The organism is Siccirubricoccus soli, assembly GCF_024178315.1.
GTDB classification, from domain to species: Bacteria; Pseudomonadota; Alphaproteobacteria; order Acetobacterales; family Acetobacteraceae; genus Siccirubricoccus; species Siccirubricoccus soli.
In genome coordinates this window covers 39,386-64,765 of record NZ_JAMZIK010000005.1, presented here as the reverse complement: position 1 = coordinate 64,765, position 25,380 = coordinate 39,386, and the positions used below count along the sequence as shown (strand labels likewise).

Annotated in this window: 30 protein-coding genes and 1 tRNA gene; 22 read left to right on the top strand and 9 right to left on the bottom strand. The window is 73.0% G+C overall.

Annotated elements, in window-relative coordinates; all coding sequences use genetic code 11:
• From NJ376_RS00670 to NJ376_RS00650, 5 genes are all read left to right on the top strand, one after another.
• On the top strand, positions 1–1,829 hold a 1,829-nt coding region (locus NJ376_RS00670; RefSeq protein ID WP_370287729.1), incomplete at its 5' end, for a transglycosylase domain-containing protein.
• A gap of 407 nt (positions 1,830–2,236) precedes the next feature.
• Entirely contained in the window at positions 2,237–2,473 is a 237-nt protein-coding gene (locus NJ376_RS00665) for an acyl carrier protein (RefSeq protein ID WP_149540363.1), read from the top strand.
• Between the two features lie 94 nt (positions 2,474–2,567).
• On the top strand, positions 2,568–3,848 hold the full coding sequence (gene fabF, locus NJ376_RS00660) for a beta-ketoacyl-ACP synthase II (protein WP_370287727.1): 1,281 nt from the start codon (positions 2,568–2,570) through the stop codon (positions 3,846–3,848).
• Positions 3,845–4,852 (top strand): endolytic transglycosylase MltG, encoded by a 1,008-nt coding sequence (gene mltG, locus NJ376_RS00655; RefSeq protein ID WP_252951278.1) that lies wholly within the window; start codon positions 3,845–3,847, stop codon positions 4,850–4,852. Before fabF ends, mltG begins: the two co-directional genes overlap by 4 nt.
• Before the next feature lie 214 nt (positions 4,853–5,066).
• Positions 5,067–5,615: a DUF4142 domain-containing protein gene (locus NJ376_RS00650; protein ID WP_252951277.1), complete on the top strand. Its 549-nt coding sequence runs from the start codon at positions 5,067–5,069 to the stop codon at positions 5,613–5,615.
• Between the two features lie 331 nt (positions 5,616–5,946).
• On the opposite strand, the gene NJ376_RS00645 is transcribed toward NJ376_RS00650, so the two are convergent.
• Together NJ376_RS00645 and NJ376_RS00640 are read right to left on the bottom strand one after the other, a co-directional pair.
• The gene (locus tag NJ376_RS00645; protein ID WP_252951276.1) at positions 5,947–6,105 is read right to left on the bottom strand and encodes a DUF6726 family protein; all 159 of its coding nucleotides are present in this window, start codon (positions 6,103–6,105) and stop codon (positions 5,947–5,949) included.
• A gap of 29 nt (positions 6,106–6,134) precedes the next feature.
• Positions 6,135–6,854 carry an ABC transporter ATP-binding protein gene (locus tag NJ376_RS00640; RefSeq protein ID WP_252951275.1) on the bottom strand — a complete coding sequence of 240 codons (720 nt, stop codon included), beginning with the start codon at positions 6,852–6,854 and terminating at the stop codon, positions 6,135–6,137.
• 139 nt (positions 6,855–6,993) lie between these two features.
• Here NJ376_RS00640 and NJ376_RS00635 point away from each other — a divergent pair, with 139 nt between their 5' ends.
• The 6 genes from NJ376_RS00635 (at position 6,994) to NJ376_RS00610 (ending at position 10,760) form a co-directional block, all read left to right on the top strand.
• Entirely contained in the window at positions 6,994–7,542 is a 549-nt protein-coding gene (locus NJ376_RS00635; RefSeq protein ID WP_456308886.1) for an arylesterase, read from the top strand.
• A 162-nt stretch (positions 7,543–7,704) separates the two neighbouring features.
• The gene (gene thpR / locus NJ376_RS00630) at positions 7,705–8,241 is read left to right on the top strand and encodes an RNA 2',3'-cyclic phosphodiesterase (protein WP_252951273.1); all 537 of its coding nucleotides are present in this window, start codon (positions 7,705–7,707) and stop codon (positions 8,239–8,241) included.
• A 148-nt stretch (positions 8,242–8,389) separates the two neighbouring features.
• The gene (locus NJ376_RS00625; protein ID WP_252951272.1) at positions 8,390–8,701 is read left to right on the top strand and encodes a hypothetical protein; all 312 of its coding nucleotides are present in this window, start codon (positions 8,390–8,392) and stop codon (positions 8,699–8,701) included.
• A 170-nt stretch (positions 8,702–8,871) separates the two neighbouring features.
• Positions 8,872–9,384 carry a YcnI family protein gene (locus NJ376_RS00620; protein WP_252951271.1) on the top strand — a complete coding sequence of 171 codons (513 nt, stop codon included), beginning with the start codon at positions 8,872–8,874 and terminating at the stop codon, positions 9,382–9,384.
• Between the two features lie 10 nt (positions 9,385–9,394).
• A complete protein-coding gene (locus tag NJ376_RS00615) occupies positions 9,395–9,862 on the top strand; it encodes a copper chaperone PCu(A)C (RefSeq protein WP_252951270.1) in 468 nt (155 codons plus the stop codon).
• 121 nt (positions 9,863–9,983) lie between these two features.
• Positions 9,984–10,760 carry a trypsin-like serine peptidase gene (locus tag NJ376_RS00610; RefSeq protein WP_252951269.1) on the top strand — a complete coding sequence of 259 codons (777 nt, stop codon included), beginning with the start codon at positions 9,984–9,986 and terminating at the stop codon, positions 10,758–10,760.
• Between the two features lie 264 nt (positions 10,761–11,024).
• Here the strand turns inward: NJ376_RS00610 and NJ376_RS00605 are convergent, their stop codons facing one another.
• Positions 11,025–11,441, bottom strand: a complete 417-nt coding sequence (locus NJ376_RS00605; RefSeq protein WP_252951268.1) for a metallopeptidase family protein — start codon at positions 11,439–11,441, stop codon at positions 11,025–11,027.
• A 49-nt stretch (positions 11,442–11,490) separates the two neighbouring features.
• Here NJ376_RS00605 and NJ376_RS00600 point away from each other — a divergent pair, with 49 nt between their 5' ends.
• Positions 11,491–11,784 carry a 4a-hydroxytetrahydrobiopterin dehydratase gene (locus NJ376_RS00600; protein ID WP_252951267.1) on the top strand — a complete coding sequence of 98 codons (294 nt, stop codon included), beginning with the start codon at positions 11,491–11,493 and terminating at the stop codon, positions 11,782–11,784.
• Positions 11,785–12,047: 263 nt separating this feature from the next.
• On the opposite strand, the gene NJ376_RS00595 is transcribed toward NJ376_RS00600, so the two are convergent.
• Positions 12,048–12,479: an RrF2 family transcriptional regulator gene (locus NJ376_RS00595; RefSeq protein WP_252951266.1), complete on the bottom strand. Its 432-nt coding sequence runs from the start codon at positions 12,477–12,479 to the stop codon at positions 12,048–12,050.
• A gap of 94 nt (positions 12,480–12,573) precedes the next feature.
• On the opposite strand from NJ376_RS00595, the gene NJ376_RS00590 reads away from it, so the two are divergent.
• The 10 genes from NJ376_RS00590 to NJ376_RS00545 all read left to right on the top strand — a co-directional run bounded on the left by NJ376_RS00590 (position 12,574) and on the right by NJ376_RS00545 (position 19,803).
• Positions 12,574–13,062: an MmcB family DNA repair protein gene (locus NJ376_RS00590; RefSeq protein ID WP_252951265.1), complete on the top strand. Its 489-nt coding sequence runs from the start codon at positions 12,574–12,576 to the stop codon at positions 13,060–13,062.
• Positions 13,063–13,251: 189 nt separating this feature from the next.
• Positions 13,252–14,307 carry a hypothetical protein gene (locus NJ376_RS00585; protein WP_252951264.1) on the top strand — a complete coding sequence of 352 codons (1,056 nt, stop codon included), beginning with the start codon at positions 13,252–13,254 and terminating at the stop codon, positions 14,305–14,307.
• Between the two features lie 36 nt (positions 14,308–14,343).
• Positions 14,344–15,585: a hypothetical protein gene (locus NJ376_RS00580; protein WP_252951263.1), complete on the top strand. Its 1,242-nt coding sequence runs from the start codon at positions 14,344–14,346 to the stop codon at positions 15,583–15,585.
• A gap of 140 nt (positions 15,586–15,725) precedes the next feature.
• On the top strand, positions 15,726–17,009 hold the full coding sequence (locus tag NJ376_RS00575) for an ArgE/DapE family deacylase (protein WP_252951262.1): 1,284 nt from the start codon (positions 15,726–15,728) through the stop codon (positions 17,007–17,009).
• An 83-nt stretch (positions 17,010–17,092) separates the two neighbouring features.
• Positions 17,093–17,425, top strand: coding sequence for a hypothetical protein (locus NJ376_RS00570; RefSeq protein WP_252951261.1), 333 nt, complete (start codon positions 17,093–17,095; stop codon positions 17,423–17,425).
• 199 nt (positions 17,426–17,624) lie between these two features.
• A complete protein-coding gene (locus NJ376_RS00565) occupies positions 17,625–17,849 on the top strand; it encodes a hypothetical protein (RefSeq protein ID WP_252951282.1) in 225 nt (74 codons plus the stop codon).
• A gap of 198 nt (positions 17,850–18,047) precedes the next feature.
• A tRNA-Thr gene (locus NJ376_RS00560) sits at positions 18,048–18,119 on the top strand.
• 405 nt (positions 18,120–18,524) lie between these two features.
• Positions 18,525–18,731, top strand: coding sequence for a cold-shock protein (locus NJ376_RS00555; RefSeq protein ID WP_252951260.1), 207 nt, complete (start codon positions 18,525–18,527; stop codon positions 18,729–18,731).
• Positions 18,732–19,088: 357 nt separating this feature from the next.
• Positions 19,089–19,343 carry a hypothetical protein gene (locus tag NJ376_RS00550; protein ID WP_252951259.1) on the top strand — a complete coding sequence of 85 codons (255 nt, stop codon included), beginning with the start codon at positions 19,089–19,091 and terminating at the stop codon, positions 19,341–19,343.
• Between the two features lie 166 nt (positions 19,344–19,509).
• Positions 19,510–19,803, top strand: coding sequence for a hypothetical protein (locus tag NJ376_RS00545; protein WP_252951258.1), 294 nt, complete (start codon positions 19,510–19,512; stop codon positions 19,801–19,803).
• Positions 19,804–19,887: 84 nt separating this feature from the next.
• On the opposite strand, the gene NJ376_RS00540 is transcribed toward NJ376_RS00545, so the two are convergent.
• The 5 genes from NJ376_RS00540 to NJ376_RS00520 all read right to left on the bottom strand — a co-directional run bounded on the left by NJ376_RS00540 (position 19,888) and on the right by NJ376_RS00520 (position 25,110).
• A complete protein-coding gene (locus tag NJ376_RS00540; RefSeq protein ID WP_252951257.1) occupies positions 19,888–20,622 on the bottom strand; it encodes an SDR family NAD(P)-dependent oxidoreductase in 735 nt (244 codons plus the stop codon).
• A 404-nt stretch (positions 20,623–21,026) separates the two neighbouring features.
• Complete coding sequence (locus NJ376_RS00535; protein WP_252951256.1) at positions 21,027–21,671, bottom strand: hypothetical protein; 645 nt, start codon at positions 21,669–21,671, stop codon at positions 21,027–21,029.
• Positions 21,664–22,005, bottom strand: coding sequence for a hypothetical protein (locus NJ376_RS00530; protein WP_252951255.1), 342 nt, complete (start codon positions 22,003–22,005; stop codon positions 21,664–21,666). The genes NJ376_RS00535 and NJ376_RS00530 overlap by 8 nt, the downstream gene beginning before the upstream one ends.
• Positions 21,980–23,008 carry a radical SAM protein gene (locus NJ376_RS00525; RefSeq protein WP_252951254.1) on the bottom strand — a complete coding sequence of 343 codons (1,029 nt, stop codon included), beginning with the start codon at positions 23,006–23,008 and terminating at the stop codon, positions 21,980–21,982. The genes NJ376_RS00530 and NJ376_RS00525 overlap by 26 nt, the downstream gene beginning before the upstream one ends.
• On the bottom strand, positions 23,005–25,110 hold the full coding sequence (locus NJ376_RS00520) for a S8 family serine peptidase (protein WP_252951253.1): 2,106 nt from the start codon (positions 25,108–25,110) through the stop codon (positions 23,005–23,007). The genes NJ376_RS00525 and NJ376_RS00520 overlap by 4 nt, the downstream gene beginning before the upstream one ends.
• Positions 25,111–25,380: the final 270 nt, after the last annotated feature.

The window sequence follows — 25,380 nt, the reverse complement described above, 5'->3', positions numbered from 1 at the left end:
CCGCCCGGGCCCGTCGCCGCCCCGCCCCCCCGCGGGCCGCGCCGGCGCCGCGGCGTGCCGCCCCAGACCCCTTTCCCCCGCCACGCCGGCCCCGCCAGGGCTGGCGCTGGCTGCGCTGGCTCATCCTGCTGCCCGTCTGGGGCGGGGTGGTGCTGGCCGCGCTGCTGCTGGTGCTCGCCTGGGACCTGCCGCGCCCGGATGCGGTGCGGGAGACAACGCGCCGCCCCTCCGTCACCCTGCTGGCCGCCGATGGCGCGCTGCTCGCCACCCAGGGCGACCTCTATGGCGAGCGGGTGCGGCTGCGCGACCTGCCGCCGCACCTCCCCGCCGCGCTGATGGCGGTGGAGGACCGGCGCTTCCGCAAGCATTTCGGTATCGACCTCCTCGGCCTGGCCCGTGCGGCCTGGGCCAATTGGCGGGCCGGGGAGGTGGTGCAGGGCGGCTCCACCCTGACGCAGCAGCTCGCCAAGAACTTGTTCCTGACGCCCGAGCGCAGCTTCCGCCGCAAGGCGCAGGAGGCGCTGCTCGCCCTCTGGCTGGAGCGCCGCTTCAGCAAGGACGAACTGCTCGAGATCTACCTGAACCGGGTCTATCTCGGCGCCGGCGCCTATGGGGTGGATGCCGCCTCGCGGCTCTATTTCGGCATCCCGGCGCGGCGGCTGGCCCTCTGGCAATCGGCGCTGCTGGCGGGGCTACCCAAGGCGCCCTCCCGCTACAACCCCCGCGCCTCGCCCGATCTCGCCGTCTCCCGCGCCGCGGAGGTGCTGGAGGCGATGGTGGCGGCGGGGGTGCTGGGGGAGGCGGAGATGCATGCCGAGCTCGGCCGCATGCGGCTGCCGCCTCAGGCGCGGACCGGCGCCGGCTACTTCGCCGACTGGGCGCTGGAGGACCTGGCCGAGCGCTTCCCCGGCAATGGCGACCTGACCCTGCGCGCCACCCTCGACACCAGGCTGCAGGCGGTGGCGGAGGCGCGGCTGCAGGCACTGCTGGCCGGGCCCGGGGCGCGGGCCGGCGTCACCCAGGGGGCGGTCATCGCGCTGGAGGCGGCGAGCGGCGCGGTGCGCGCCATGGTCGGCGGGCGGGACTACCGCGCCAGCCCCTTCAACCGCGCCACCGATGCAAGGCGCCAGCCCGGCTCCGCCTTCAAGCCCTTCGTCTTCCTTGCGGCGCTGGAGCAGGGGCTGGGCCCTGAGGATACCGTGGCGGATACGCCGCTCAACCTCGGCGGCTGGTCGCCCGGCAACGGTGCCTGGCGGTCGCGCGGCGAGATCACGCTGGAGGAGGCGCTGGCGCATTCGGTGAATACCGCCGCGGTGCGGGTGCTGCTGAAGGCCGGCGGGCCGGCGGCGGCGGCGGCGGTGGCGCGGCGGATCGGCCTGGCGGGGCGGTTTCCCCGGGATGCCTCCCTGGCGCTCGGCACCGGGGAGGTGACGCTGCTCGACCTCGCCGCCGCCTATGCCGCCATCGCCAATGGCGGGCGGCAGGTCGCGCCCTACGCCCTGGCGACCGCCAATGGCGCGGCGCTGCCCCGGCGGGTGGGGGAGCGGGTGGTGGCGCCGGAGCATGCGGCGGCGCTGCGGCGGATGCTGGAGGCGGTGGTGGCCCGCGGCACCGGCCGCGCCGCGGCGCTGCCCGGCCGGGCCGTGGCGGGCAAGACCGGCACCACCCAGGATTACCGCGATGCTTGGTTCATCGGCTGGGTGGGCGGCCTCGTCATCGGCATCTGGCTCGGCAATGACGATGGCCATCCGATGGAGGAGGTGGCGGGCGGCGGGCTGCCGGCGCGGCTGTTCCGGGAGGTGGTGGAGCAGGCCGGGGCCGGCCGATAGCGCCCCATCCCGAATAGTGTCCCCATCCCGAAATCCTCCGGGCTTCGTCCCCGGGGAACGTGACCGAACAACGGGTTACGGTGGGGTGATCGAACGCAGCCCGGCCGTCGCGCCGCCGGGGCGACGGGGGCGGATCGATGTGCCCGCGGTGCCGCGCGCCGCTTCCCTCGGGCCGTTCCCGACCCCATGTTACCTCCGGCAGGAAATCGTGACTCCGCCTCCGGATGCGGCCCCAGGGCCGGCGGCGGCGGATGGGGGCTTGCCTTGGCTGGATTCTCCGCCTAGGCCCCCGCCGAGTTCCGTGTTAACCCCGCCGCCCGCCCTCGGCAGACGCCGATGGCGCAAATTCCGGCGTCCGGGCGTTGGGGAGACCGGAAGATGCGCCGCAGCATGGAGACTGGCACCCGATGAGCGAGACCGCCGAGAAGGTTAAGAAGATCGTCGTCGAACACCTCGGCGTGGATGAAGCCAAGGTGACCGAGGACGCCTCCTTCATCGACGATCTGGGCGCCGACAGCCTCGACACCGTCGAGCTGGTCATGGCCTTCGAAGAGGCCTTCGGCGTCGAGATCCCCGATGACGCGGCCGAGAAGATCACGACCGTGAAGGACGCGATCGCCTATATCGAGAGCCAGAAGGGCTGAGGTCCCGAGGCGGCGGCCGAGGGGCGGCAATGCCCAGCGACCCGCCGCCGGACCCGATAGGGCGGTTCCGAGGGAAGAAACGGAGAGGCCAAGCGTGTTCCCGAATGGCGCCGCGCCGCGGCGGGTTGTTGTCACTGGCATGGGTATCGCAAGCCCCCTTGGGCTTGGCGTGGAACATGTGTGGAGGCGCCTGCTGGCGGGGGAGAGCGGTATCTCCGCCATCCAGTCCTTCGACGTGAAGGACCTGCCGGCGAAGATCGCCGGCCAGGTGCCGGCCGGCACCCGCGAGACGGGCGGCCTCGACCTGAACGAATGGATCCCGCCCAAGGACCAGAAGAAGATGGACCGCTTCATCCAGCTCGCCATCGTGGCGGCGGTGGAAGCGGTGGAGGACAGCGGCTGGCTGCCGGAGGATGAGGAGAGCCGCGCCGCGACCGGCGTGATGATCGGCTCCGGCATCGGCGGCCTCACCACCATCTACGACGCCTCCCAGCTTGTCGCCAGCGGTCGGGCGAAGCGGCTTTCGCCCTTCTTCATCCCCTCGGCGCTGATCAACCTGGCCTCCGGCCATGTCTCCATGCGCTACGGCTTCAAGGGGCCGAACCACGCCGTCGTCACCGCCTGCGCCACCGGCGTGCATGCGCTGGGCGACGCGGCGCGGCTGATCGCCTTCGGCGATGCCGATGTGATGGTGGCCGGCGGCGCCGAGGCGGCGGTCTCCGAGCTCGGCATGGCCGGCTTCTGCGCCGCCCGCGCCCTCTGCACCGCCTTCAATGACCGGCCAGCCGAGGCTTCCCGCCCCTGGTCCGAGGACCGCGACGGCTTCGTCATGGGCGAGGGCGCCGGCGTCTGCGTGCTGGAGGAGTACGAGCACGCGAAGAAGCGCGGCGCGAAGATCTATGCCGAGGTCATCGGCTACGGCATGTCGGGCGATGCGCACCACATCACCGCCCCGCCGGATGACGGCAACGGCGCCTATCGCTCCATGCGGGCCGCGCTGCGCAGCGCCGGCGTGACGCCGGAGCAGGTGCAGTACGTCAACGCCCACGGCACCTCCACCTATGCCGACGATGTCGAGCTCGGCGCGGTGGAGCGGCTCTGGGGCGATGCCGCTTCCGGCCTCGCCATGTCCTCCACGAAATCCGCCATCGGCCACCTGCTGGGCGCGGCGGGCGCGGTGGAGGGCATCTTCTCCATCCTGGCGATCCGCGACCGGGTGGCGCCGCCCACCCTGAACCTCGAGAAGCCCTCGCGGGAGACGCCGATCGACCGCGTCGCCAAGGTGGCGCAGGAGCGGCCGATCAAGGTCGCCCTGTCGAACAGCTTCGGCTTCGGCGGCACCAACGCCAGCATCGTCTTCCGCGCCGCGCCTTGAGCGGCAGGCCGGGGCGGAGGCTGTTCCGCTGGCTGGGCGGCACAGCCCTGGCCCTCGCCCTGCTGGCTGGCCTCGGCGCCTGGCAGGCGGAGCGGCTCTACCGGGAACCCGGGCCGCTGGCGGCCCCGGCCCAGCTCGTCATCCCCCGCGGCGGGGCGGAGCAGATCGCCGCCCGGCTGGCCGAGGCCGGGGTGATCGAGAGCCCCCACGCCTTCCTGGCGGCGGTCTGGTGGACCCGTGCCGCCGGGCCGCTGCGCGCCGCCGAATTCGCCTTCCCGGCCGGGGCTTCGCTGGCCCAGGTGCTGGACATCCTGCGCACCGCCCGCCCGGTGCAGCGCCGGCTGACCATCCCGGAAGGGCTCACCGCCCGCCAGATCCTGGCGCTGGTGGAGGGGGCGGAGGGGCTGATCGGCCCCGCTGCCCTGCCGCCGGAAGGCAGCATCCTGCCCCAGACCTACGCCTACCAATGGGGCGATGACCGCGTCGGGCTGATGCGCCGGGCGGAACTGGCAATGACCGCCGCCCTGACCGAGGCCTGGTCCCAGCGCGCCGAGGGCCTGCCGCTCGCCAGCCCGCGCGAGGCGCTGATCCTCGCCTCTATCATCGAGCGGGAGACGGGGCTGGCGGAGGAGCGGCCGCGCGTCGCTGCCGTCTTCCTCAACCGGCTGCGGCGCGGCATGCCGCTGCAAGCCGACTCCACCGTGGCCTATGCGGCGGCCGGGGGCGGGGTGCTGGACCGCCGGCTGACGCGGGCGGATCTGGAGCTGGACAGCCCCTTCAACACCTACCGCAACCGCGGCCTGCCGCCGGCGCCCATCGCCTCTCCCGGCCTCGCCGCGCTGCGGGCGGTGATGCGGCCGGCGGAGAGCGACGAGCTGTACTTCGTCGCCGACGGCAATGGCGGCCACGCCTTCGCCCGGACGCTGGAGGAGCACAACCGCAACGTGGCGCGTTGGCGGGAGGTGGAGCGGCGCCGGGCGGAGCCGCCGCCGGTGATACGGTAGGGCGATCTCCGGGCTTCCAGTGCGGCGCATCGCCGGGCTGGCGGATTGCGATGCGATCCATCAGGCCGGAGGCCGCTTCCGACGCCCCGCGGATAGGCCCCGAATCCGTGTGGCCGCGCAACCCGGCGCCCTTCCTGCAAGCTCGTTCCGCAGCAGGGAAGGCAACCAAGCCGGCGCTGCCGGTTTGCCACCGCATCGCATGACGGAGACGACGATGCGGCACCTGCGCAACCTGATCCTGATGGCTTCCCTCGGCCTTGCGGCCTGCAGCGGTCAGGGCAACCCTTCCCTGTCCTCCGGGGACAATAATTTCATCATGCAGGCCGCCTCGGGCGGCATGAGCGAGGTGGCGCTGGGCCAGATGGCGCAGCGCTATTCCAGCAACCCCGCGATCCAGCAATTCGCCGCGCAGATGGAGCGTGAGCACAGCGCCGCGAATGAGGAGCTGATGGCCCTGGCCCGCCGCAAGGGGGTGTTGCCCCCCACCGCCCTCGACCCCGGGCGGGTGAATGCCAACCGGCAGCTTTCCCAGCTCAGCGGCCAGTCCTTCGACCAGCAATACATGCTGCAGCAGGTCCAGGACCACCAGTTGCAGGCGGCGCTGTTCCAGCAGGAGGCGCAGAGCGGCGGGGATCCGGAGCTGCGGGCCTTCGCCGCCAAATACCTGCCGCTGATCCAGGCGCATGGCCAAGCCGCCCAGCAGATCCTGGAATCCGTCTCCATCCAGGTCCCCGTGCCGGTGGCCCCGACCCGGCGGCGCTGAGGCGGGCGCCGGCTGCGAAGCCGGGCCTTCGGAGGGCATGGCCGGGCTTGGCCATGGCCCCGTCTGATGGTCCGGGCCATCGGCTGCCTGTTCCTTCCCGCGGCAGGAGCAGGCGGCGGCAGCCGGCGAGAGCAATATCCGATCAGGTGGAATGACCTGATCGGATTTCTTGCTCTGGAAAATGCGAGGTCGAGAGCAGCCTCCGGGCGGAGCAAGGGAAGCTCAGCCGATCCCATCCCTCGGGCGGTTTCTTCCGATCATGCCGACCTGGAGCCGCGCCGGCCTGTTGCCCTGCCGGGGCGCCGGGTGCTTCCGCTCGGCCTGAAACGGCTCAGTCGATCGCATCGCCCACGGCATGGATCGGCGCCCCCACCGGCTTGCCGACCACTGGCACGACGGAGACGACATCCCCCGTGACCCGGAAGGGCAGCGCGACCAGGCCGCAGCCGGTCAGACTCAGCAGCAGGAGCAGCAACGGCAGCAATCGCATGGGCAGTCCTCCTGCCGCCCCAACGCGGCTCAGCCCGCCGCGATCCGCCCATCCTCCATCCGCAGCACCCGGCCGCAGCGCGCCGCCAGCGCCGGGTCGTGGGTGATCAGCAGCAGGGTGGTGCCCAGCCTTTCCCACAGGCCGAAGAGCAGGGCCATCACCTCCTCGCCCGTCGCGCCGTCCAGATTGCCGGTCGGCTCATCCGCCAGCAGCAGGGGTGGCTCCGCCACCACCGCCCGGGCCAGGGCCACGCGCTGCTGCTCCCCGCCCGAAAGCTGGCCTGGGTAGTGCCCCAGCCGGTGCCCCAGCCCGACCGCGGCAAGCGCCGCCTCCGCCCGCGCAAAGGCATCCCGCCGCCCGGCGAATTCCAGCGGCACCGCCACATTCTCCAGCGCCGTCATGGTCGGCACCAGGTGGAAGGCCTGGAAGACGATGCCGAGATGGTCCCGCCGGAAGCGCGCCAGCGCATCCTCGTCCAGCCGCCCGAGCTCCTGGCCCGCCACGCGGAGGCTGCCGCCACTCGGCCGTTCCAGCCCGGCCAGCAGCATCAGCAGCGAGGTCTTGCCGGAGCCGGACCGGCCGACCAGCCCGACCGCCTCGCCCCGCCCGATGTCCAGATCGATGCCGCGGAGAATGTTGACCTCGCCCGCCGCCCCCGCCACCTTGAACCGGAGGTCCCTGGCGGCGATGAGCGAATCGTCGGCATGGCTTTGCGCCAGGGAACGGGGGTGGCTCGCGATGGTGTCCATGGGGCTCCGGGATGCCGCGCTGGGGGGAAGGGCCGAAACGCCCGGACCTAAGATGGGACGCCGGGTCGCGCTCGGAACCGCCCTGGCCGGTATCGGCGTGTTGCCAAGCGTTGCGCAAGCCCCTGTCCGCCTTCTCGCCTTGGGGGACAGCCTGACCGCGGGCTTCGGCCTGCCGCCGGGGGAAGGCTTCGTCCCGCAGCTCGAAGCCGCCCTGCGGGCCGCCGGACGGCAGGTGCAGGTGCTGAACGCCGGCGTCTCGGGGGACACCACGGCGGGCGGGCTCGCCCGGCTGGACTGGGCGTTGGCGGACCGGCCCCAGGCGGCGATCGTCGCCCTGGGCGGCAATGACGGGCTGCGCGCCCTGCCGCCGGCGCAGAGCCGCGCCAGCCTCGCCGCCATCCTGGACCGGCTGGCGGCGCGCGACATCCCGGTGCTGCTGGCCGGCATGCTGGCGCCGCCCAACCTCGGTGCCGAATATGGCCGTGAATTCGCCGCGGTCTTCGCCGAACTGGCGGCGTCGCGGCCGCAGGTGGTCTTCTACCCCTTCTTCCTTGAGGGGGTGGCGGGCGATCCGGCCCTGAACCAGCCGGATGGCATCCACCCCAACCGGCGCGGCGTGGCGGAGATGGTGCGCCGGATCCTGCCCGCCGTGGAGCGATTGCTGGACCGCGTGCCGCCGCCGGGCTGAGGCGGCGCTGCGGGGCATCGGCGCCGCTGCCCGCCGGGCGGGGGTGCCCCTGCCGTCCTGCCCCTGCCCTGGCCGGTGCGGCCGGGGAGAGGCGGCAGGCGGCCGACAACGAACCCGGGTGTTCCGGCGGTGCCGGGGCACCGGACGACAAGGAGATTGCGCATGCTCCGCCTGTTCGTCGCCCTTTCCCTTCCGGCCGAGGTGAAGGAGCACCTGCTTCTGCTGCCGGGCGGCATCCCCGGCGCCCGCTTCGTGCCGCCGGAGAATTACCACCTGACCCTCCGCTTCATCGGGGAGGTGGAGAATTGGCAGGCCGAGGAGGTGGACGAGGCCCTGGCGCAGATCCGGGCGAAGCCCTTCGAGCTGACGCTCCGCGGCCTCGGCACCTTCGAGAAGGGCGGGCGGATCAGCGCCCTCTGGGTCGGCGTCGAGAAGACGGAGGCGCTGCAGCACCTCCAGGGCAAGGTGGAGACGGCGCTGCAGCGCATCGGCCTGACGCCGGAACGCAAGCGCTTCGCCCCGCATGTCACCCTGGCGCGGGTGGAGCGGGCGCCGCCGGAGAAGGTCATCGCCTATGTCCAGGCGCACAACCTGTTCCGGGCGCCGCCGGTGGCGGTGGAGCATTTCACCCTGTATTCCTCGCGCCTCGGCAAGGAAGCGGCGGTCTATGTGCCGGAGGTGGAGTACGAGCTGGCCTGAGCCTCCCCACGGCGACGCTGCGCGGCGTCGCGGCGGCCCTGGAGTCGTCCCGGGCCTGAAGCCTCGCACAGCCTGCCGCGGCGAAGCCGCGGCAGGGCGACGGGCGGGCCGGGCTGCGAAGGCCGTCTTCGGGATCGCTCCAGGCGCCTTGCCCTGGCTGCTGCTGACGCTGGCCCTGCTGCTGGCGCCCTTTGGCGCGCTGCGGCCGGTGGCAGCCGCCCTGCTGCCCATCTGCACGGCGGAGGGCGGGGTGCGGCTGGTGCCGGACCCGGATGCGCCGGCGCCGCCCCATGCGGTGCATTGCGACGCCTGCCTGGTGGCCGCACCCGCCCTGCCGGTGCCGCCGATCCTCCTGGCCGGGCCGCGGGAGGCCAGGCGCGCCGCCCCCGCGTCGCCGGAATGGCCCATGGCGCCGGGGGAGGCGCCGGCCGGGAAGGCGAGGGCACCCCCGGGCATCTGAGCGGGGCCTGGCGCCGCGGCGCGCGCCCCGGCCGCTTCCCGCGCGGGCCTGCCGGACCATGCGCAGCATGGCCGGCGGTCCGCCCCAGGCCGGGAGATCCCTGGCGTCCATAGCTGTGGCGTGGCGTCCGGACCCTCCCGCCCCCCTCCTTCCCTCGTCGGAGTGTTCCCATGCGCCTTGCCACTGCCGCCCTCGCGGCCGGGCTGCTCGGCCCCCTTGCGGCCGCCGCCCATGTCACCGTCGATCCCACCACCGCCCCGGCCGGCAGCTATCAGCGCGTCGCGCTGCGCGTGCCGCATGGCTGCAACGGCGCCGCCACCACCCGCATCGCGGTGGAGCTGCCGGAGGGCGTCTACACCGCGAAGCCCATGCCGAAGCCCGGCTGGCGCCTGAGCATCGAGCGCCGCGCCCTGCCCCAGGCGGTGCGCAACCCGCACGGCCATGAGGTGGAGCAGGAGGTCGCCCGCATCGCCTGGGAGGGCGGCCCGCTGCCGGAGGAGCAGTACGAGGAATTCGTCCTGCTGCTGCAACTGCCGAACGAGCCGGGCGGGAGCCTGACCCTGCCGGTGACCCAGGGCTGCGAGGGCGGCAAGGCGGAGGCCTGGGTGGAGCGCCCGGCCGCCGGCCAGCATGCGCACGACCTGGCGCGGCCCGCCCCCGTCATCCGCCTCACCCCGCGTTGAGGGCCCGGCCATGCAGCGCCGCCTGATCCTCGCCGCCGCCCTGCTGGCGGTCGCCCGCCTCCCCGGCGCCCGGGCCCAGCAGGCCGGGGGCATCACCATCTCCGCCCCCTGGAGCCGGGCCGCCGGCCGCGGCGGCACCGGCGCCGGCTTCCTCACCATCGCCAATGCCGGCAGCGCGCCGGACCGGCTGGTCTCCGCCTCCTCCCCGCTGGCGCGGGCGACGGAGATCCACACCCATGTGCGGGAGGGGGATGTGATGCGGATGCGCGCCGTCCCGGCCATCGAGATCCCGGCTGGCGGCAGCGTCACCCTGCAGCCGGGCGGCTTCCACCTGATGCTGATCGGGCTGAGCCGCGCCGTGGAGGCGGGGGAGAGCCTGCCCGTCACCCTGGTGTTCGAGCGCGCCGGGCCGGTGCAGGTGGCGCTGGCGGTGCAATCCGCCGGCGCCCGCGGCCCCGGCATGGGGCATGGGCATTAGGCGGATGACCCGGGACCCCGCCAGGTCTCCGCCCCCGGCGGCCGGCCGGGGGCGAGGACCTGGCTGCCCCGGGCCGGGCGGAGCGGCGTCCGCGCCCGGGCGGGAGGGCGCCCCGGCTGCCATGGCGGGCCTGCCCGGCGCCACCGCCCGCCGCCCCGTCAGGCGCCTGCTGCTGCCGCTGCTCCTGCTGCTGCTCGCCCTGCCGGCGGCGGCGCAGGAGGGCTTGCCCCACCCGCTGCTGCCCGGCGTCGGGCCGCAGGATCCCCGCCAGCCGGTGGATGTGGCGGCGCGCCCCTGGCGCGGCCTCGGCCGGGTGCAGCGCGAGACCGGCGGCTTCTGCACCGGCGCGCTGGTCGGCGCGCGCGAGGTGCTGACCGCGGCGCATTGCCTGGTCAGCCCTCGCAGCCGGCAGTTGTTGCGGCCGAGCTCCATGCATTTCCTGCTGGGCTATGAGCGGGGCGCCTATGTCGCCCATGCCCGCGTCGCCGCCTTCCGGGTGGCGCCGGGCTTCTCTCCGCAGAATAGCGGGCCGGCCTCGCTGGACTGGGCGGTGCTGGTGCTGGAGGCACCGCTCGGCCCCGCCGACCGCATCCTGCCGCTGATGCGGGAGCTGCCGCCGCCCCGCACCCCGCTGATGCTCGGCGGCTACCAGCAGGACCGGCCGGAGGTGCTGCTGGCCGATGCCGCCTGCCGGGCGATCGGCCGCGTGTCCCAGCCGGGCGGCGGCGCGCTGCTGCTGCATGATTGCGCCGGCACCAGGGGGGTGAGCGGCGCGCCGGTGCTGGCCCAGGGACCGGATGGCGCCTGGCAGGTGGCCGGCATCGCCTCCCGCGTCGGGATGCAGGTCGCGCTCGGCGCGGCGGTGCCGGCGGCAAGCGTGGCGGCGGAGGAGCGGTGAGCGTGAGCGCTTGAGGCGGACTCGCGGAAAGCGCGGGTTAGAGCGTTTTCGGTTTACATGCGTTCACCGAAAACGCTCTAAGCTTTTGTTTGTACAGCAGATTCCCGCCTTCGGGCGATGCCGCCCTATGGCGATCTCCTCTAGCTGTTCGGACAAGGGCTGAAGCGGGGTGGGTGGGCGAAGCTCGACCGGACCCGCTCCCGGCGTGATCGCCCGGGGTGACGCAGCGGTCCATGGCCGATAGGGGTGGGGGCTTGCCCTGGCCTACTCCCCCTCCAGCCGCGCGATATCCTCGTCCGAGAGGCCGAAATGATGGCCGATCTCATGGACCAGCACGTTGCGCACCAGGCGGAAGAGGTCCTCCCCGGTCTCGATCCACTCCAGCAGGATCGGCTCGCGGTAGAGCAGCACCGTGTCCGGCTCCCGCGGCACGTCCAGCACGCTCTTCTGGGTCAGCGGCACGCCGCGGTAGAGGCCGGTCAGGTCCCAGGGGCTGTCCAGGCCGAGCTCGGCAAGGGTCTCGTCGTCCGGCACGTCCTCGACGATGATGGCGGTGCCGCGCACCATCTCCCGCAGCGCCTCCGGCAGGGCGTCGAGCGCGACCTCCGCCAGGGCGACGATGTCCTCGAGGCTCGGCGGGGTGGTGTGGCGGTGGGTGAGGTCGCGCGGGTCCGGCGGCATGGTGCCAGAACGCGCCCGGTTGCGCCCGGCGTCAAGCAGGAGTGCGGAGATGATCGCAAAACTGGATGCGGCGGCGCGTGCAGCGCTGCCGGCGGAGCTGCCGGAATGGCATCTGGTGGAGGGGCGGGACGCCATCGCCCGCAGCTTCCGTTTCGCCGATTTCTCGGCCGCCTGGGGCTTCATGTCCCGGGTCGCGCTGCTGGCGGAGCGGCAGGACCATCATCCGGAGTGGTCGAATGTGTGGAACCGGGTGGAGATCACCCTTTCCACCCACGACGCCGGCGGGCTCTCGGCCCGTGACCTCCGGCTGGCCAAGTCGATCGACGCGCTGCTCCCGGGCTGAACCCGAGCAGCCGCGGGGTTCCGGCCGGTCCCAGGTGGCTTCCTCGGCGCCGGGCCGCTCGCCGCGGTCCCGGCCATGCGCCGGGGGCGGGATTTGCGCCCGGGCAGCGTGCCGTGCCGATTCTGCCGATGCGACAGGCCCCAGGGCGCCTGGTCTGCTCTGTTGTGCGGGTCGCCGGGCGAGGCTGCCTGGCTTGCGTTTTCCAGAGCAGCTTATCCCCGACCCGATGGATCACGCCGTAATCCATCAGGTCGGAGGCTGCTCTACGCCGCCTCGGTCTTCTGCCGGCGGAGCTGGGCGCTGAGCTCGGCCAGGGTGGTGGCGCCGAAATGCTCCAGCATCACCTGCTCCGCCTGGTCGAAGCGGTGGCGCAGCAGGGCCGGCACCTGGGCGCCGATGGGGCAGGCCGCGTTGGTCCGGCCATGCACGCGGATCATCGTCTCGCGCTCCGGATGGATGGCGCGCCACACATCCCGCAGCGTGATCTGCTCCGCCGGCCGGGACAGCGAGGCGCCGCCCGGGCCGCGTTGCACCGAGATCAGACCGGCGCGCGACAATTGGCCGGCGATGCGGCGGACCACCACCGGGTTGGTGCCAATGCTCCAGGCCATGCGCGCGCTGGTGGATTCGCCGGTCGCCTCATCCGCGATGAGCAGCAGGATGTGGAGGGCGACGGAATATCGTGTGGCAATCATGCTATGGCATATATGGCGCGAAGAATTGTCATTGGCCAGCCTCTTGGACGGGAAATTACGAAGCTCGTGTCATCCTGTGGTAAACGCGGCAGCAATGTCGCGGTTTGAGTCCCAGGCTTCCATAAGCCCGCCGGAACGGACGGTGGCGATCTGCCGCGCGGCGACGCGCTTCGCCCTCCTGCAGGCCTGGGCGGCGATCCCGGAATTCCCCCTGCCCAATGGCCGGCGGGCGGACCTGCTCTGCCTGCTGCCGGATGGCAGCTTCGCGGTGGTGGAGGTGAAGTCGGGCCTCCGGGATTTCCTCGCCGACGCCAAATGGCCGGAATACCGGGAGTTCTGCGACCGCCTGTATTTCGCCGTGGATACCGAGTTTCCGGCGGAGGTGCTGCCGGAGGATGCTGGGTTGCTGGTGGCGGCGGAGGGCGAGGCGGCCCAGCTGCGCCCGCCGCCGGAGCATCGCCTGGCCCCGGCCCGGCGGCGGGCCCTGCTGCACCGCTTCGCCATGCTGGCGGCGCGGCGCCTGTCCGGGCTGGCGGACCCTTCCCTGGCCGCCTCGATCGGCGCCGCGCTGCGCTGCGAATAGGCGCCGACCGCAAGGGGCCTGCCCAGGCCGGCCGGGACCCGCGAAAGTCGCGCGGGCAACCCTTCCTTCACCGGTCCCGGGCCAAGTTGCGGCATGACGCATTCGGACGCGCCATCGCGTGAAGCGCTCTCCCGTCTGGCTCCGTTCGCAACCGGCCACGCCAAGCCGGTCACTTTCCTTGAGCGCGGCGTGACGCTGCCCTTCACCTCGCCCAACCTCCTCGGCGGCCGGATCCGGCTGGGGGAGCGGGGGCAGTCGGACCTCATCCTCGCCAACCCGGCGGGGGTGGAGGGGGCCTATGTCCTGCCCTGGTCCGCCCTGCCCGATTTCTGCACCCCGACGCTGCACGACCGCGCCATCTGGGAAAGGGTGGCGAAGCTGCCCAAGGTTACCCCCCGCACGGTGCGGGAGGTGACGCGGACCGTGGCGCGGGAGGGCTATGCCGGGCGCAACGCCGCCCGCGCGGCGCAGGAGGCGGAGCGGGCCGGCCAGCGCAGCCGCGTGATGCGCTTCTACGCCCTGCTCGCCGCGCTGGTGGCCCAGGCGGGGCTGGCCCCGGCCCCCGCGCAGGAAAGCGCGCAATCGCTGGAGCAGCGGGCGCGGGAGGTGCTGCGGCTGCGCGGGCGGGAGGCCGGGCTCGGCCTGGACGCCGCGCTGCTGGCGCTGCAGCAGCTTGCCGAGGCCTTCGAATTCTACGGCCCCGGCGGGGGCGCCCTGCTGCCTGGCCTGGTCGCCCGGATCGAAGAGCTGACGCGGGAGGTCGCGGCCTGGGCGGCCGGGCTGGGGGAGGCGGAGCGGGCCTTCGCCGCCCTGCTCCGCGCCAGCGCCGAGCTCAGCCTGACCGCATGGCAGGAAATCGCCGCGCCGCTCGAGGCGCTGCTCGCCGATGTCTGGGGGCTGATCCGCCGCTGGCAGGCGGATCCGGCGCCCATCCTCAACCAGCTCGCCCGGCCCGAATGGCTGCTGGACGGGTGGGAGCTGCTGCTCGCCCTCTGGGCCAATGCGCCGCCGGCCCGGCGCGGGGAGGCGGCGCGGGAGATGGCGGCGATCATCCCGGTCACGCCGGCCGAGGTGGAGACCGCGCTGGCGGAGAAGGCCCGGGTGCGGACCGAGGCGCAGGCCGACCTGCTGCGCTTCTGGCGCCGCAAGGTCCATGCGCATGAGGACTGGGTGACCGGCCAGCAGGTGGCGCTGGTGGCGCGGAACGAGGCGCTGCGGGCCACCGCCATCGGCTATCTGCGGTGAGCCCCGCCATGCGCCTCTTGCCGTGAGCCCGCTACCATGAGCTCCTCGCCGCCGCTGGCCTGTACGCTGCCGCAGCTCCGCCGCCTCGCCCAGGCGGCGAGCGAGGCGGAGGACGCCGCCCTGGCGCAGATCGTCGCCGTGCTCGACCAGCTCGACCGCCGGGGTGAGGCCGATATGGTGCTGGAGAAGGTGCGGCCGCGGCTGCGCGCCCTGGGCGTGCCGCGGCGGCTGAACCTGGCCCGGCTGCTCTTCCTGCCGATGGACGGCGCCATCCGCAGCCCGAAGGAATGGCGGCGGGGGGAGGCGGCGCTGCCGCGCTCCGCCCTGCCGGTGCTGGCGGAGATCCTGCTGCTCCGGCTGGAGCCGGGGGCGGCACAGGCGGTGCAGGCGCTGGAAGGGCGCAGCACGGCGGAGCTCGAGGCCATAGCCCGGCTGGGCGCGGTGCTGTGGCCCGCCGCCGCCGCCGCGCTGCCGCCCCAGCCGCCGCCGGAATGGGCGGAAAGCGGGCTGGGGCCGGCCGATTACCACGCCATCGCCGCCCTCTGCACGCCGATCTGGCAGGCGGGCAGCGCCATCTGGGCGGCCGTGGCGGCCGGGCCGCTCGGCCCGCCGGACGCGCTGGCCCGCGCCGCGCTGCTGGCCGTGGCGCCGGCCGGGCCGCCGGCCCTCTCCATCGTGCTGGTCACCCTGATGGGCGCCGCCGCCTTCCCCGGTGCGGTCGCGCATCTCGCCGCCCTGCTCAACCCGCAGGCCAGGGCAGTGGCGGTGCAGGCGCTGGATGCCATGCTGGCCGCGGCGCCCCCGCCCTTCGCGCAGCTCGGGGTGGAGCGGGCGACGGATGCCGCCCTTGCCCTCGCTCGGCGGCTGGACAACCTGCAATCCTGCTCCCTCCTCGGCAGCGACCGGCTGCGCCGGCTGGAAGGCGCGCGGCGGGAGGCGGAGGAGGCCTGCCGCGAGCGCTATCTGGTGGGGGCGGAGCAGGAGGTGGTGGCGCCGACCCAACGCCTGCTGGCGGCCGAAGCGGTCTGCGACGAGGATGTGGCAGCGGTGGAGGCGGCCGCCCGGGCGCTGCGCGGGCTGGAAGGCGCGGGGCGGAAGCTCGGCGGCGGCCCGCTGCTGGACCGCTGCGTGAAGGAGCTGGTGGGGCGGCTGACCCTGCTGGGCCGCGGCACCTCCCGGCCGGGCGGGCTGAGCGTGGTGGATATCGTCCGCAACATCGAGATCCTGTCCGGCCCGCAGGCGGCGGCTGCCGCCCTGGCCGCGATGCGGAAGGGCTGATGCGACCCGTGCGCGGATCGCTGCGGGCACAAGCCATAGCGCCATCGGGCTGGTGGGCCACCAAGTGCTGCGCTTCTGAGCCCGCTTGACCCGCGCCCGTGCCCGTCGGAGCCTGCGCCAGCTTTCCGAAGGGATGCCGCATGCCCGACGCCGCCCTGCTTGCCCGCCTCGCCGCCGCTGTGGACGCGAATTTCGAGGCCGAGATCGGCTTCCTTGCCGAACTCGTCCGCTTCCCCTCCACCCGCGGCAACGAGGCCCCACTGCAGGATTGGATGGCGCGGCAGATGGCGGCGCGCGGCTATGGCGTGGACCGCTACACCCTCTCCGACGTGCCGCTGCCCGCCCACCCCAAGGCCAGCCCGATGGTCGATGTGGGGCCGCAGAACTCCGTGCAGGTGGTCGCCACCCTGCGCGCGCCCAACCCCATCGGCCGCAGCCTGATCCTGCAGGGGCATATCGATGTGGTGCCGGAGGGCCCGGTGGAGATGTGGACCTACCCGCCCTACAGCGCGACCATCAAGGATGGCTGGATGTATGGCCGCGGCGCGCACGACATGAAGTCCGGCGTCGCCGCCATGGTCTATGCGATGGATGCGCTGAAGACCGCCGGCCTCGCCCCCGCCGCCGATGTGCATGTGCAGACGGTGACGGAGGAGGAGAGCACCGGCAATGGCGCGCTCTCCACCCTGGTGCGCGGCTACCGCGCCGAGGCGGCGCTGATCACCGAGCCGACCGGCGGCACCATCACCCGCGCCCATACCGGCACGCTGTGGTTCCGCATCAAGGTGCGCGGCGTCCCGGTGCATGTGATGGAGGCGCAGATCGGCACCAACGCCATCCTCTCCGCCTACCACCTGATCCAGGCCCTGCAGGCGCATACGGTCACGCTGAACGAGGCGGCGAGGACCGACGCGCTGTACAAGGACATCGACAGCCCGATCAAATTCAACCCGGGCATCATTCGCGGCGGCGACTGGGCCAGCTCCACCCCCGCCTGGTGCGAGGTGGATTGCCGCATCGGCCTGCTGCCGAGCATGGAGGTGGCGGAGGCCCAGGCGGGCGTGGAGCGTTGCATCGCCGAGGCGGCGAAGGGCGACAACTTCCTCGCCAACAACCCGCCGACGGTCGAGTGGCACGGCTTCCTTGCCGATGGCTATGTGCTGGAGCCGGGAACGGAAGCGGAGAAGGTGCTGGCGGCGGCGCATGCCCAGGTCTTCGGCGCGGAGATGCCGGCGCGTATCAGCACCGCGGTGAACGACACCCGCTTCTACGGCCGCTATTTCGGCATCCCCGGCCTCTGCTACGGGCCGAAGGGGGAGGGGGCGCATGCCTTCGACGAGCGCACGAACCTGGAGCAGCTGAAGAAGACGACGCTCTCCATCGCCGCCTTCATCGCCGATTGGTGCGGCACTCGGCCGCTGTAGGGCGGGGCGGCGCCGTACCGCCTGCGAGATGCCGCTTGCCCCGGCCCCGGCCGGTTTGCCAAAGAGGCGCCCGGAGGTTCCGGATGCGCGCTGCACTGTTTTCAACGCTGCTGGCCGCCGCCCTGGGGCTGGGCGGGCCTTCCCTGGCGCAGGAGGGGCGGGACCGGACGGCCTCCCGCCCGGCGCCGGCGGTTGCGGTGCGCCCGCCGCTGCAGCCGGAGCCGGGCGATATCTGGGCTGAGGTGCGTGGCTGGCATGAGGCGACGCGCCCGCGCCCTGGGGCGCGGCCGCCGGCCCCGCGCGGCGCCGCCATGGCCGAATCGCCGGAGGCCGGCGAGCCGGCCGCGGCGCACCGTCAGCCCCGACCGGCAGCCCAACCCCGCCGCCGTTCCGCCCCCGTCGCGCCGGCACCCTGAGACCACCGGGCAGGGCCTGCGCGGCGGTTGCAGGTGTCGGTCCGCTTTCGTGTCACTATCATAACGGAAGCTGCTGAACCTGCGACAATTTGAACCCGTCGCCGCAAGGGGGTGTTAATCCTGGCCCGCCATTGTCCCCTCGGTCGCCCATCCGGGAGACGCGAAAGACATCGCCAGGACGGCGCAAGGTGTGGACCTCATGCCGGCCGACTGGAACAGCCTGTCCGACGAGATGCAACTCGCCCTGTCGCGCGAGGCCATGCGCCGCGCGGCGGAAACCCTGGCGGAGCATGCCGAATTGCTGGCCGCCGAAATGGAACAGGGGACGCTCAGCGACCAAGGGGGGCCGGATGCGCTGCGGCTCTTCGCCATCGTGGTGCGCACCACGAACCGCGACACCTTCGGGCCGATCGGCCATGCCTGACTGCCGCGGCCCGCAGCCCCGCAGGCGGGGCCGCCGGCCCTGCGAGGGGGAGGCGGGACGGGAGGCTGGGGATCGACCCACCGTGGGAAAGCGAGGGGCGGACGGCAAGGGGGGCCGCCGCGGCCAGCCCGTGCCCGGGCGGCCGAATCGCGCCAGCCCGATTGAGCCCCCCGCGCCGCCGCGCTATCGCTGCGGTGGGCCGGGTTAGCACAGCGGTAGTGCAGCGGTTTTGTAAACCGAAGGTCGGGGGTTCGATCCCCTCACCCGGCATTGCTTCCTCAGCCTCTGTCTCCCGGTCCTTTTTGGACTTCCGGGACGCCGGTTGAGTGGTCTCTGGCTGGAAGGGGGGCGAAGGAGGCGGCCTGGTCCGGTCCGAGGGCGAGCAGCGCCATTCCTGCCTTCCCGTACTCGCTGCGGAGGATGGCGAGAGGAGCGGACGCAGCTACCCGGCGCCGGCATCGGGTACCCGGCCGATCACGCCTTTCGTTGGGAGGGCGGATTTGGGTTGCAGCCGGCGCCCCGGCGCCCCATCTTGGCTGGGTCAGCCTCGTTTGGTTCGGCCTGCTCTCCCTGCTCGTGACCGAGCGCCGAGCCCGGTGTCCGTCTTCGCGAAGTTCGATCCGATCCGCAATGTCGCGGGCCGGCACCCCTTTTCATCGCAAGCGGAGCACCGCCATGGCAATCGGCACCGTCAAATGGTTCAACGCCACCAAGGGCTACGGCTTCATCCAGCCGGATGACGGCTCGAAGGACGTCTTCCTCCACATCTCCGATGTCCAGCGCGCTGGCATCCAGGAGCCGCGCGAGGGCGACAAGCTCGAATACGAGCTGCAGCGCGGCCAGCAGGGCAAGACCTCGGCCGGAAACCTGAAGCAGGCCTGATGGTTTCGGCGGGGCGGCTCACCGGCCTCCCCGCCATCCCGGTCCGACCGGACCGGTGGATATGCGGGCATGTCCCGATGGGGATGCCCGGCCAGGCCGCACCGCGTGCGACGTGGCCACGAAAGGATAGAATGCTCAAGACACTACCCCGGGCCTCCATGAGGCCCGAGCCTAGGCCTGGAACGGCCGGAACGGCCCCCACGACTGAAGCGCATCTGCCCGAACCCTCGGGCCTGACGCAGGACGAAATCCGCCAGCTCATCCTCGAGCTGATCGGCTGAAGAGGCAGCGGGGCGCGCGGGCCGCCCTGCCGCTTGGCCCCCGCCGGGACCCCTACTTGTCCCGCGAGGACCAGCCATGCAGCATCCCCATAATTTCACGGTCGGCCAGACCGTCGAACTCTGCCACGACCGGTATGACCGCAACCTCCCGTCCGGCGCCTACACCATCACGCGTCTGCTGCCGAACGATGCGGAAGACCGCGAATACCGCGTGAAGAGCAGCCATGACGGGCATGAGCGCGTGGTGCGGGAAAGCCAGCTCCGTGCCGGAACGGCCCCGGTCTTCGGCTTCGGCCGCCCTCCGGCGAAATCCCAGGGCGGGATCGGTTGAGTTTCGCTCATCCATCCCGCTTCGGCTCCTTGTGCAGTCGCGTGGCGCACGGCCTGCGCTGACCGGATCCCGACCGATCGCGCCCTGGAAGGCGAACATCTGAAACAGCCTTCGGCTTGACGGATCACGCCCTGATCCAACAGGCCGGAGGCCGCTCTGGTCGGCCATGACCGCCGCGGCCGAACCGGCGGCCGGGACTGTGATCCGGTCCGGTCGCGGCGCGGCAACCGCCTCAGCCCGGGGCGAGGTCCAGCAACAGGAAAACACCGTGGTACAGAGCAAGATGAAGGCCGAAGCTGCTGATCCGGCCGCTGCGGCGCAGCTCGAGGAGGATGTCGCCTACCTCGCGAAGCGGCACCGCGTATCGCCCGCCATCGTGCGGGAAATCATCCGCCGCATCGGCACGAGCGAGCGTGCGGCGGTGGAGCGCGAGATCCGCAAGGGCATGGCCCGCCGCTGAGATCGGCACCGGGTCGGGCGGCGGGTCCACTGCCCGGGACGGCACCGGCGCGCCGCAGGGCCATGACCTGGCCGCCCGCAGCCTTCAGTTGAAGGCCATGCCGCCGCAGAGCGCCACCGTCTGGCCCGTCATGTAGGCATTGCCCACCAGCATCATCACCACCTGCGCCACCTCCTCGGCCGTGCCGAACCGGCCGAGCGGGATGCGTGCCGGCGTCTGGGCGATGCCGGCCTTCACCATGTCGGTCTCGATCAGGGACGGCGCCACCGCATTCACCGTGATCCCCTCCTTGACCAGCCGGGCGGCATAGCCGCGCGTCAGCCCCTCCAGCCCGGCCTTCGAGGCGTTGTAGTGCACGCCCACGGCCCCCGCCCCGCGCGCCGCGCCCGAGGAGATGTTGACGATGCGCCCCCAGCGCCGGGCGCGCATCTGCGGCAGCACCGCCTGGGTGCAGAGGAAGGCGGATTTCAGGTTCACCGCCAGCGTCGCGTCGAACTCCGCCTCGGTCAGCTCGTCGATGCCGCGGACCGGGGCGATGCCGGCATTGTTCACCAGGATATCGACCGGCCCGAGCTGGCGGGCGACGCTCTCCACCATATGGGCGACGGCACCGCCCTCCGAGACATCGGCCTGGATGGCGAGGGCCCGCCCGCCGCCCCGGGTGATGGTCGCGGCGACCGCCTCGGCCTCCGCCGCGCGGGCGCGGTAATTGACCCCGACGGCCGCACCGGCCTTGGCCAGGGCAAGCGCGATCGCGGCGCCGATGCCGCGGGATCCGCCGGTGACCAGGGCCACGCGGCCGGTGAGTGGCGACGTCATGGAATGCCTCCCTCGCTGCGGCAGTGGCCGCAGGTGCTGCGGATCCGCATGGCCAGGACGCGCCGCCGGGGCGCCCGGCCTGCCGCGGCGCGGTGCCCCGGGCCACGCGAACCATGCCTTCGCCTCGTATCGGGGCAAAGGCGGCGCCGACACCCGGCCTTGTCAGCAGCCTGCCGGATTTGCGTCGCGCGCGCAGCTTGATTGCAAGGCCGCAGTCAGGCGCACGGCAGTAGCGTTCGATGTGAAGGCCGGCCGCAACGCTCGATCGGCATGGAACGACTGAGCAGACACGCTAGCCCGCTGTAGCGGTCTCACGGTGGCCGTGCCGGCGTGAAACCCCCTCCAGCTTCTCCTGCCGCCGGTTGACCGGGGCGCGAAGCGATTCCGCCCGGCCTGGAACCGCCCTAGCCGTGCGGCGCCCGCGCCCCGCCCGGCTGCTCGTCGCGCGTCACCCCAGGGGTCAGCAGCCCGCTCGACTGCGCTGGCAGGTAGAGCTGCTCCGCATAGTCGCTGGCCACCCGGATCTGCGGATATTGCTGCAGCACCCGCAGGAAGCCGCCGAAATCGCTCAGCGGGTCGGACACCGCCTGGGCCATGCGCTGGATCGCGGCGAAGGAATCATAGCGCCAGAAGGTCGCGTAGGTGCCGCCCTTGCCGAAGACGCCATAGGTGCCGAGATAGGTCACCCCCTTCGGCGCCAGCTGGTGCAGGTAGCGCTCGTTGCGGAACAGCCAGTCCTGGAACCGTGCGGCTTCCGCCGTCGGCACGAAATAGGTGACCTGGCGCAGCATCATGCCGGGCGCGAAGCCAGGCTGCGGGGCCGGCTCCTGCGGCTGTTCCGCTCCGGGCGTGGTCGGCGCCGGGGTCTGCGGCGTGCCCGTGGGCGGCTGAGATGGCTGCGCTGGCCGGTCGGGTTCGTAATCCGGGTCGATCAGGTGCCAGGCGCCGGCGGAGCGGATCTCCGGCCGGATCTCCACCACCTCCGGCGCGCCGCGCAGCCCGCCCCGCCGCAGCAGCGCCTTGATATCCTCCAGCTCGTTCTCAGCCATCGCCCCCTCCCGCTTCCGCCAGTGCCTCCTGCGAGGCCACCCCATCCTGCCGCAGCAGCCGCCTGGCCAGCAGCAGCTCCACTGCCTGCTGCAGGCATTCGGCCGGCCGTCCCTCCAGCGCCGCATCCTCCGGCGCCACCGCCTCCCGCCAGGCCGCCTGCAGCGCCGGCCCGCTCAGCCCCTCGCGGCACAGCGCCAGCACCAGCCAAGCCTGGGCGTTGAGGCGGTAGAGCCGCGCCTCCTCCGCCGCAAAGACCACGCAGACCCCAAGCTCCCGCACCGGCCGCAGCCGCAGGCCGGGCGCCTGGCTATACCGGATGCTTGGGGAGAACACGCAGGTCCACTCCGTTGTTGGTGGCGCGGTCGAAGGGGTCGGGCGCGTCCCAGCGGCCATGGAAGGCGAACGCCGTGGAACGGCAGCCGCCATGGGAGCCCTGGCTGGAGGCGCAGTCGCCGCAGGCCTCCGTCACCGCGCCGGAGCGCAGCTCCCGGTGCAGCGGATGGTTCCAGGTGTCGAGGAAGGCCACCTCCCGCAGATTGCCGAGATGCACGTATTCGCGGAGATAGGCGCAGCCGATGGAATTGCCGCGGGCGTCGATCGCCGCGGTCTGCCAGCAGCAATTGCCGTTGTTCGGGTGCCAGGACTGCATCAGCCGCATCCCCGGCGGCAGGCGCAGCGCCTCCAGCGCGGCGTGCATCTCGTCGAGGCTGAGCGACGCCTCCGCCCAGCGCCGCTTCAGCCGCCCGAGCGGGTAGGGCCGCAGGATTCCGACGGTGGCGACGCCGAGCCGCGCCGCGAGATCGACCCAGCCCTGCAGCCCCGCCACGTTCCACCGCGTCATGATGGTGAGCATCTGGGTGTCGATGCCCGCCGCCAGGGCGGCGGTGATGCCGGCGGTGGCGCGTTCGAAGCTGCCCGGGACGCCGGTCGTCGCATCATGCGTCGCGGCATCCGGGCCCATGATGTCCACCAGCAGGGTGGCGATGCGGCATTCCTGGCGCAGCACCGCCGCCATTTCCGGCGTCACCAGCGTGCCATGGGTGCGGAGCTGGATGTGGAAGCGCCCCGCCGCATGCCGCAGCACGTCCAGGAAATCCGGCCGGTGCAGCGGCTCGCCGCCCTCGATGTAGAGGCCGATGACGCCATCCGCCTCCAGCCGGTCAAGGATGCCGCACCATTCGGCGGCGGAGAGCTCGTCCGGCTTCGGCGTCGCGCTGCAATCGGCGTAGCAGTGGCGGCAGTTGAGGTTGCAGCTATCGGTGAAGGAGAGCGTGACCTTCAGCGGCCGCTCCAGCACCGGGTTGCGGTGCGGCGGCTTGGGCGGCCCGGCGCTCATTCGGCGGCTGCCTCGCCGGCCGCGCCCGCCGGCCCGGGCGCGACGGCCAGCGCTGCCTCTTTCGCCACCGTGGGGGCGGCCATCGCTTCCCGGGGCGGGTCGAGGCGCCCGGGCAGGGCGTCCAGCGCCGCCCGCACCGCCAGCCGGCCGCAGCCGGCATGCGGGTCCCAGCCCGCTGCCTGCGGGGTCAGCGTGTCGCGGCGCGCCGTCTCCCGCAGCAGGTCGCGTAGGAACGTGCCGGACATGGTCAGCGCCCAATTGCCTGCCGCCGCAAAGAGTAGCGCCACTGCGCCCGTGACATGCGGCGCTGCCTGGCTGGTGCCGGTGCCGACGGTGCCCTCCGGCCGTCCCCGTCGGCGCCCTCCGGCCTGCCGCGGATCGCCCCGCAGCGAGCGTGCCGCCAGGATGCCGACGCCGGGCGCGATGAGATCCGGCTTCGCCCGCCCGTCCCGCGTCGGCCCCTCGGAGCTGAAGGTGGCGGGCGGCCGGTGCAGCGGCGCCAGCGCGTCATAGGCGCCAACCACGATGACCTCGTCGCAGGAGGCGAGGGAGCCCAGGGTGCAGCCCGGGGCAGCCGAGGTGGCGAACCAGGACTGGTCCGGGTCGTCGCGCTCGATCCAGGCGTGGAAGGCCACCGGCTGTGCCCCGGCCGTCAGCGTCAGGCGCCATTCATCCGCCTCGCCATCCATATCCGCCAGCAGGGTGACGGCGACCTGCCGGAGCGGCGGCGCCGCCCCCGCCACGCCTGGCGGCCGGGCGCCGCGCGTCACCACCGTGCCGATGGTCCTGTCCTGCCAGCGGAGGCTGTATTCGCCATCCGCTTCGGGCAGCGCCACGCTGCAGGCGGCGCCCTCCTTGGCCGGCGCGGCCAGCGTCAGGGCCAGCGCCTCCTCCCCCTCATGGCAGAGCAGGAGCTGGTTGGGGATGCTGTCATGCGCCGGCTGCCGCCAGGCCAGGGATTGCGGCGCCCCGGGCTGCGCCAGCCCGGCGGCATGGATCCGCTTGCTGCGTTCGTTCCCGGCGCAGACGACAACGGCGCGGCCCGGGGCGCGCAGCAGCGCGGCCAGCGCCAGCTCCACCGGGTTGGTGCCGTCATGCGTGCCGGTATTGGTGGTCAGGCTGAGATTGACCACCGCCGGCTTCCGCGCCCGCGCCGCGCGCTCGAAGATGAAGGCCGCGGCTTCGTACACCCAGGCGCCCTGGGCCAGGTCGCCGGGGTTCTTCCAGTCGAAGGCGGGCAGTTGCACGAAGACCAGCTCCGCCCCCGGCGCGACGCCCGGCAGGCCGGTGGCGGCGCCATTGCCGGCGGCGATGTCGAGCACATGGGTGCCGTGCGCGCCTTCCTGGTCGGCGGCCTTGCGGTCCGTGTAGTAATTGTCGTGCGGGTGGTAGCCGAGCGCCGCGTAGGGGCAGCCCGGCGCCTGCAGCGCGGCGTCGATCTCGGCCCGCTCTATCGCCCGCCCGCGCGGCAGGCCGCCCGGCGCGGCCGGTGCGCCATTCTGGTCCCAGATTGCCAGCAGCCGGGTGCGCCCTTCCGCGTCGCGGAAATTGGCATGGGCGAAATCGACGCCGTAATCGGCGACGCCGATGATCGCGCCCTCGCCCGCGCAGGCCCCGCCGACGTCGCGGGTCCTCCCCGCGGCGCGGGGATCGCAGGCGCCGATCTCGGCCGTGGACCAGTCGAGCTGGGTGCGCAGCCGCTGCGCTTCCCGCACCCAGTCCACATGCTGCTCCGCCAGCAGCCGGCCGAGCGGGATGCAGCCCGGCCCGCCATGGCGCGGCGCGGCGCCGGCCAGCAGGACGCGGGTGGTGTAAAGATAGGCCGCGGCGGCCCTGGCCGGGGCTGGCGTGCCGGGGGCGAAGACCTCGCCCGTCTCGAGATCCGTGACGAAGCCGGGGTCGAGGCCGGGCAGGATCGGCTTCCCGGCCGCGTCGAAGGGAAAGCGCCGGCTGCGCACGAAGACCCGGGCGATGCCGTCCGGCCGGGCCCGGGCCTGGGCGCGGGCCACCATCATCGCCAGGCGCGGCCCGGCCTTGGCGCGGTCGAGCCACGGCAGCGGGCCGCTATCGTCCGCCACGCGTTGCAGCGACAGGTTCCCCATACCGAGCCATCCTTCCGGCATCGTGATTGAGCGATCCGCCCGGCTGGATCGCAACCCGGGCCGTCACATGCGATCAATATCGAGGTTGCGGAGGAGCGCAAGCGGGTTTGGCCCGCCGGATGACGCCAGTCCCCGCAAGCTATCAATGTCCGTCAAATGTCCACAATCTTAGTGTATGCAGAGTAACGATATGCGGATACTGTGCCGCGCCACACGATATCGAGAGGCGTCCGGCGCGACCGTTACCCGGGGTGGCGCCGTGGCGGATGG

What these genes read in the sequence shown, in the direction of transcription:
- NJ376_RS00645 (WP_252951276.1), bottom strand. Translation starts at nt 6,105, where the DNA reads ATGCGATTGCTGCCGTTGCTGCTCCTGCTGCTGAGTCTGACCGGCTGC.
- NJ376_RS00535 (WP_252951256.1), bottom strand. Translation starts at nt 21,671, where the DNA reads ATGGCTGAGAACGAGCTGGAGGATATCAAGGCGCTGCTGCGGCGGGGC.
- NJ376_RS00575 (WP_252951262.1), top strand. Translation starts at nt 15,726, where the DNA reads ATGCCCGACGCCGCCCTGCTTGCCCGCCTCGCCGCCGCTGTGGACGCG.
- NJ376_RS00650 (WP_252951277.1), top strand. Translation starts at nt 5,067, where the DNA reads ATGCGGCACCTGCGCAACCTGATCCTGATGGCTTCCCTCGGCCTTGCG.
- NJ376_RS00605 (WP_252951268.1), bottom strand. Translation starts at nt 11,441, where the DNA reads ATGCCGCCGGACCCGCGCGACCTCACCCACCGCCACACCACCCCGCCG.
- NJ376_RS00525 (WP_252951254.1), bottom strand. Translation starts at nt 23,008, where the DNA reads ATGAGCGCCGGGCCGCCCAAGCCGCCGCACCGCAACCCGGTGCTGGAG.
- NJ376_RS00665 (WP_149540363.1), top strand. Translation starts at nt 2,237, where the DNA reads ATGAGCGAGACCGCCGAGAAGGTTAAGAAGATCGTCGTCGAACACCTC.
- NJ376_RS00555 (WP_252951260.1), top strand. Translation starts at nt 18,525, where the DNA reads ATGGCAATCGGCACCGTCAAATGGTTCAACGCCACCAAGGGCTACGGC.
- NJ376_RS00590 (WP_252951265.1), top strand. Translation starts at nt 12,574, where the DNA reads ATGTCGCGGTTTGAGTCCCAGGCTTCCATAAGCCCGCCGGAACGGACG.
- NJ376_RS00540 (WP_252951257.1), bottom strand. Translation starts at nt 20,622, where the DNA reads ATGACGTCGCCACTCACCGGCCGCGTGGCCCTGGTCACCGGCGGATCC.
- NJ376_RS00565 (WP_252951282.1), top strand. Translation starts at nt 17,625, where the DNA reads ATGCCGGCCGACTGGAACAGCCTGTCCGACGAGATGCAACTCGCCCTG.
- NJ376_RS00600 (WP_252951267.1), top strand. Translation starts at nt 11,491, where the DNA reads ATGATCGCAAAACTGGATGCGGCGGCGCGTGCAGCGCTGCCGGCGGAG.
- NJ376_RS00610 (WP_252951269.1), top strand. Translation starts at nt 9,984, where the DNA reads ATGGCGGGCCTGCCCGGCGCCACCGCCCGCCGCCCCGTCAGGCGCCTG.
- NJ376_RS00520 (WP_252951253.1), bottom strand. Translation starts at nt 25,110, where the DNA reads ATGGGGAACCTGTCGCTGCAACGCGTGGCGGACGATAGCGGCCCGCTG.
- NJ376_RS00595 (WP_252951266.1), bottom strand. Translation starts at nt 12,479, where the DNA reads ATGATTGCCACACGATATTCCGTCGCCCTCCACATCCTGCTGCTCATC.
- thpR (WP_252951273.1), top strand. Translation starts at nt 7,705, where the DNA reads ATGCTCCGCCTGTTCGTCGCCCTTTCCCTTCCGGCCGAGGTGAAGGAG.
- NJ376_RS00550 (WP_252951259.1), top strand. Translation starts at nt 19,089, where the DNA reads ATGCAGCATCCCCATAATTTCACGGTCGGCCAGACCGTCGAACTCTGC.
- NJ376_RS00545 (WP_252951258.1), top strand. Translation starts at nt 19,510, where the DNA reads ATGACCGCCGCGGCCGAACCGGCGGCCGGGACTGTGATCCGGTCCGGT.
- NJ376_RS00620 (WP_252951271.1), top strand. Translation starts at nt 8,872, where the DNA reads ATGCGCCTTGCCACTGCCGCCCTCGCGGCCGGGCTGCTCGGCCCCCTT.
- NJ376_RS00640 (WP_252951275.1), bottom strand. Translation starts at nt 6,854, where the DNA reads ATGGACACCATCGCGAGCCACCCCCGTTCCCTGGCGCAAAGCCATGCC.
- NJ376_RS00615 (WP_252951270.1), top strand. Translation starts at nt 9,395, where the DNA reads ATGCAGCGCCGCCTGATCCTCGCCGCCGCCCTGCTGGCGGTCGCCCGC.
- NJ376_RS00570 (WP_252951261.1), top strand. Translation starts at nt 17,093, where the DNA reads ATGCGCGCTGCACTGTTTTCAACGCTGCTGGCCGCCGCCCTGGGGCTG.
- NJ376_RS00580 (WP_252951263.1), top strand. Translation starts at nt 14,344, where the DNA reads ATGAGCTCCTCGCCGCCGCTGGCCTGTACGCTGCCGCAGCTCCGCCGC.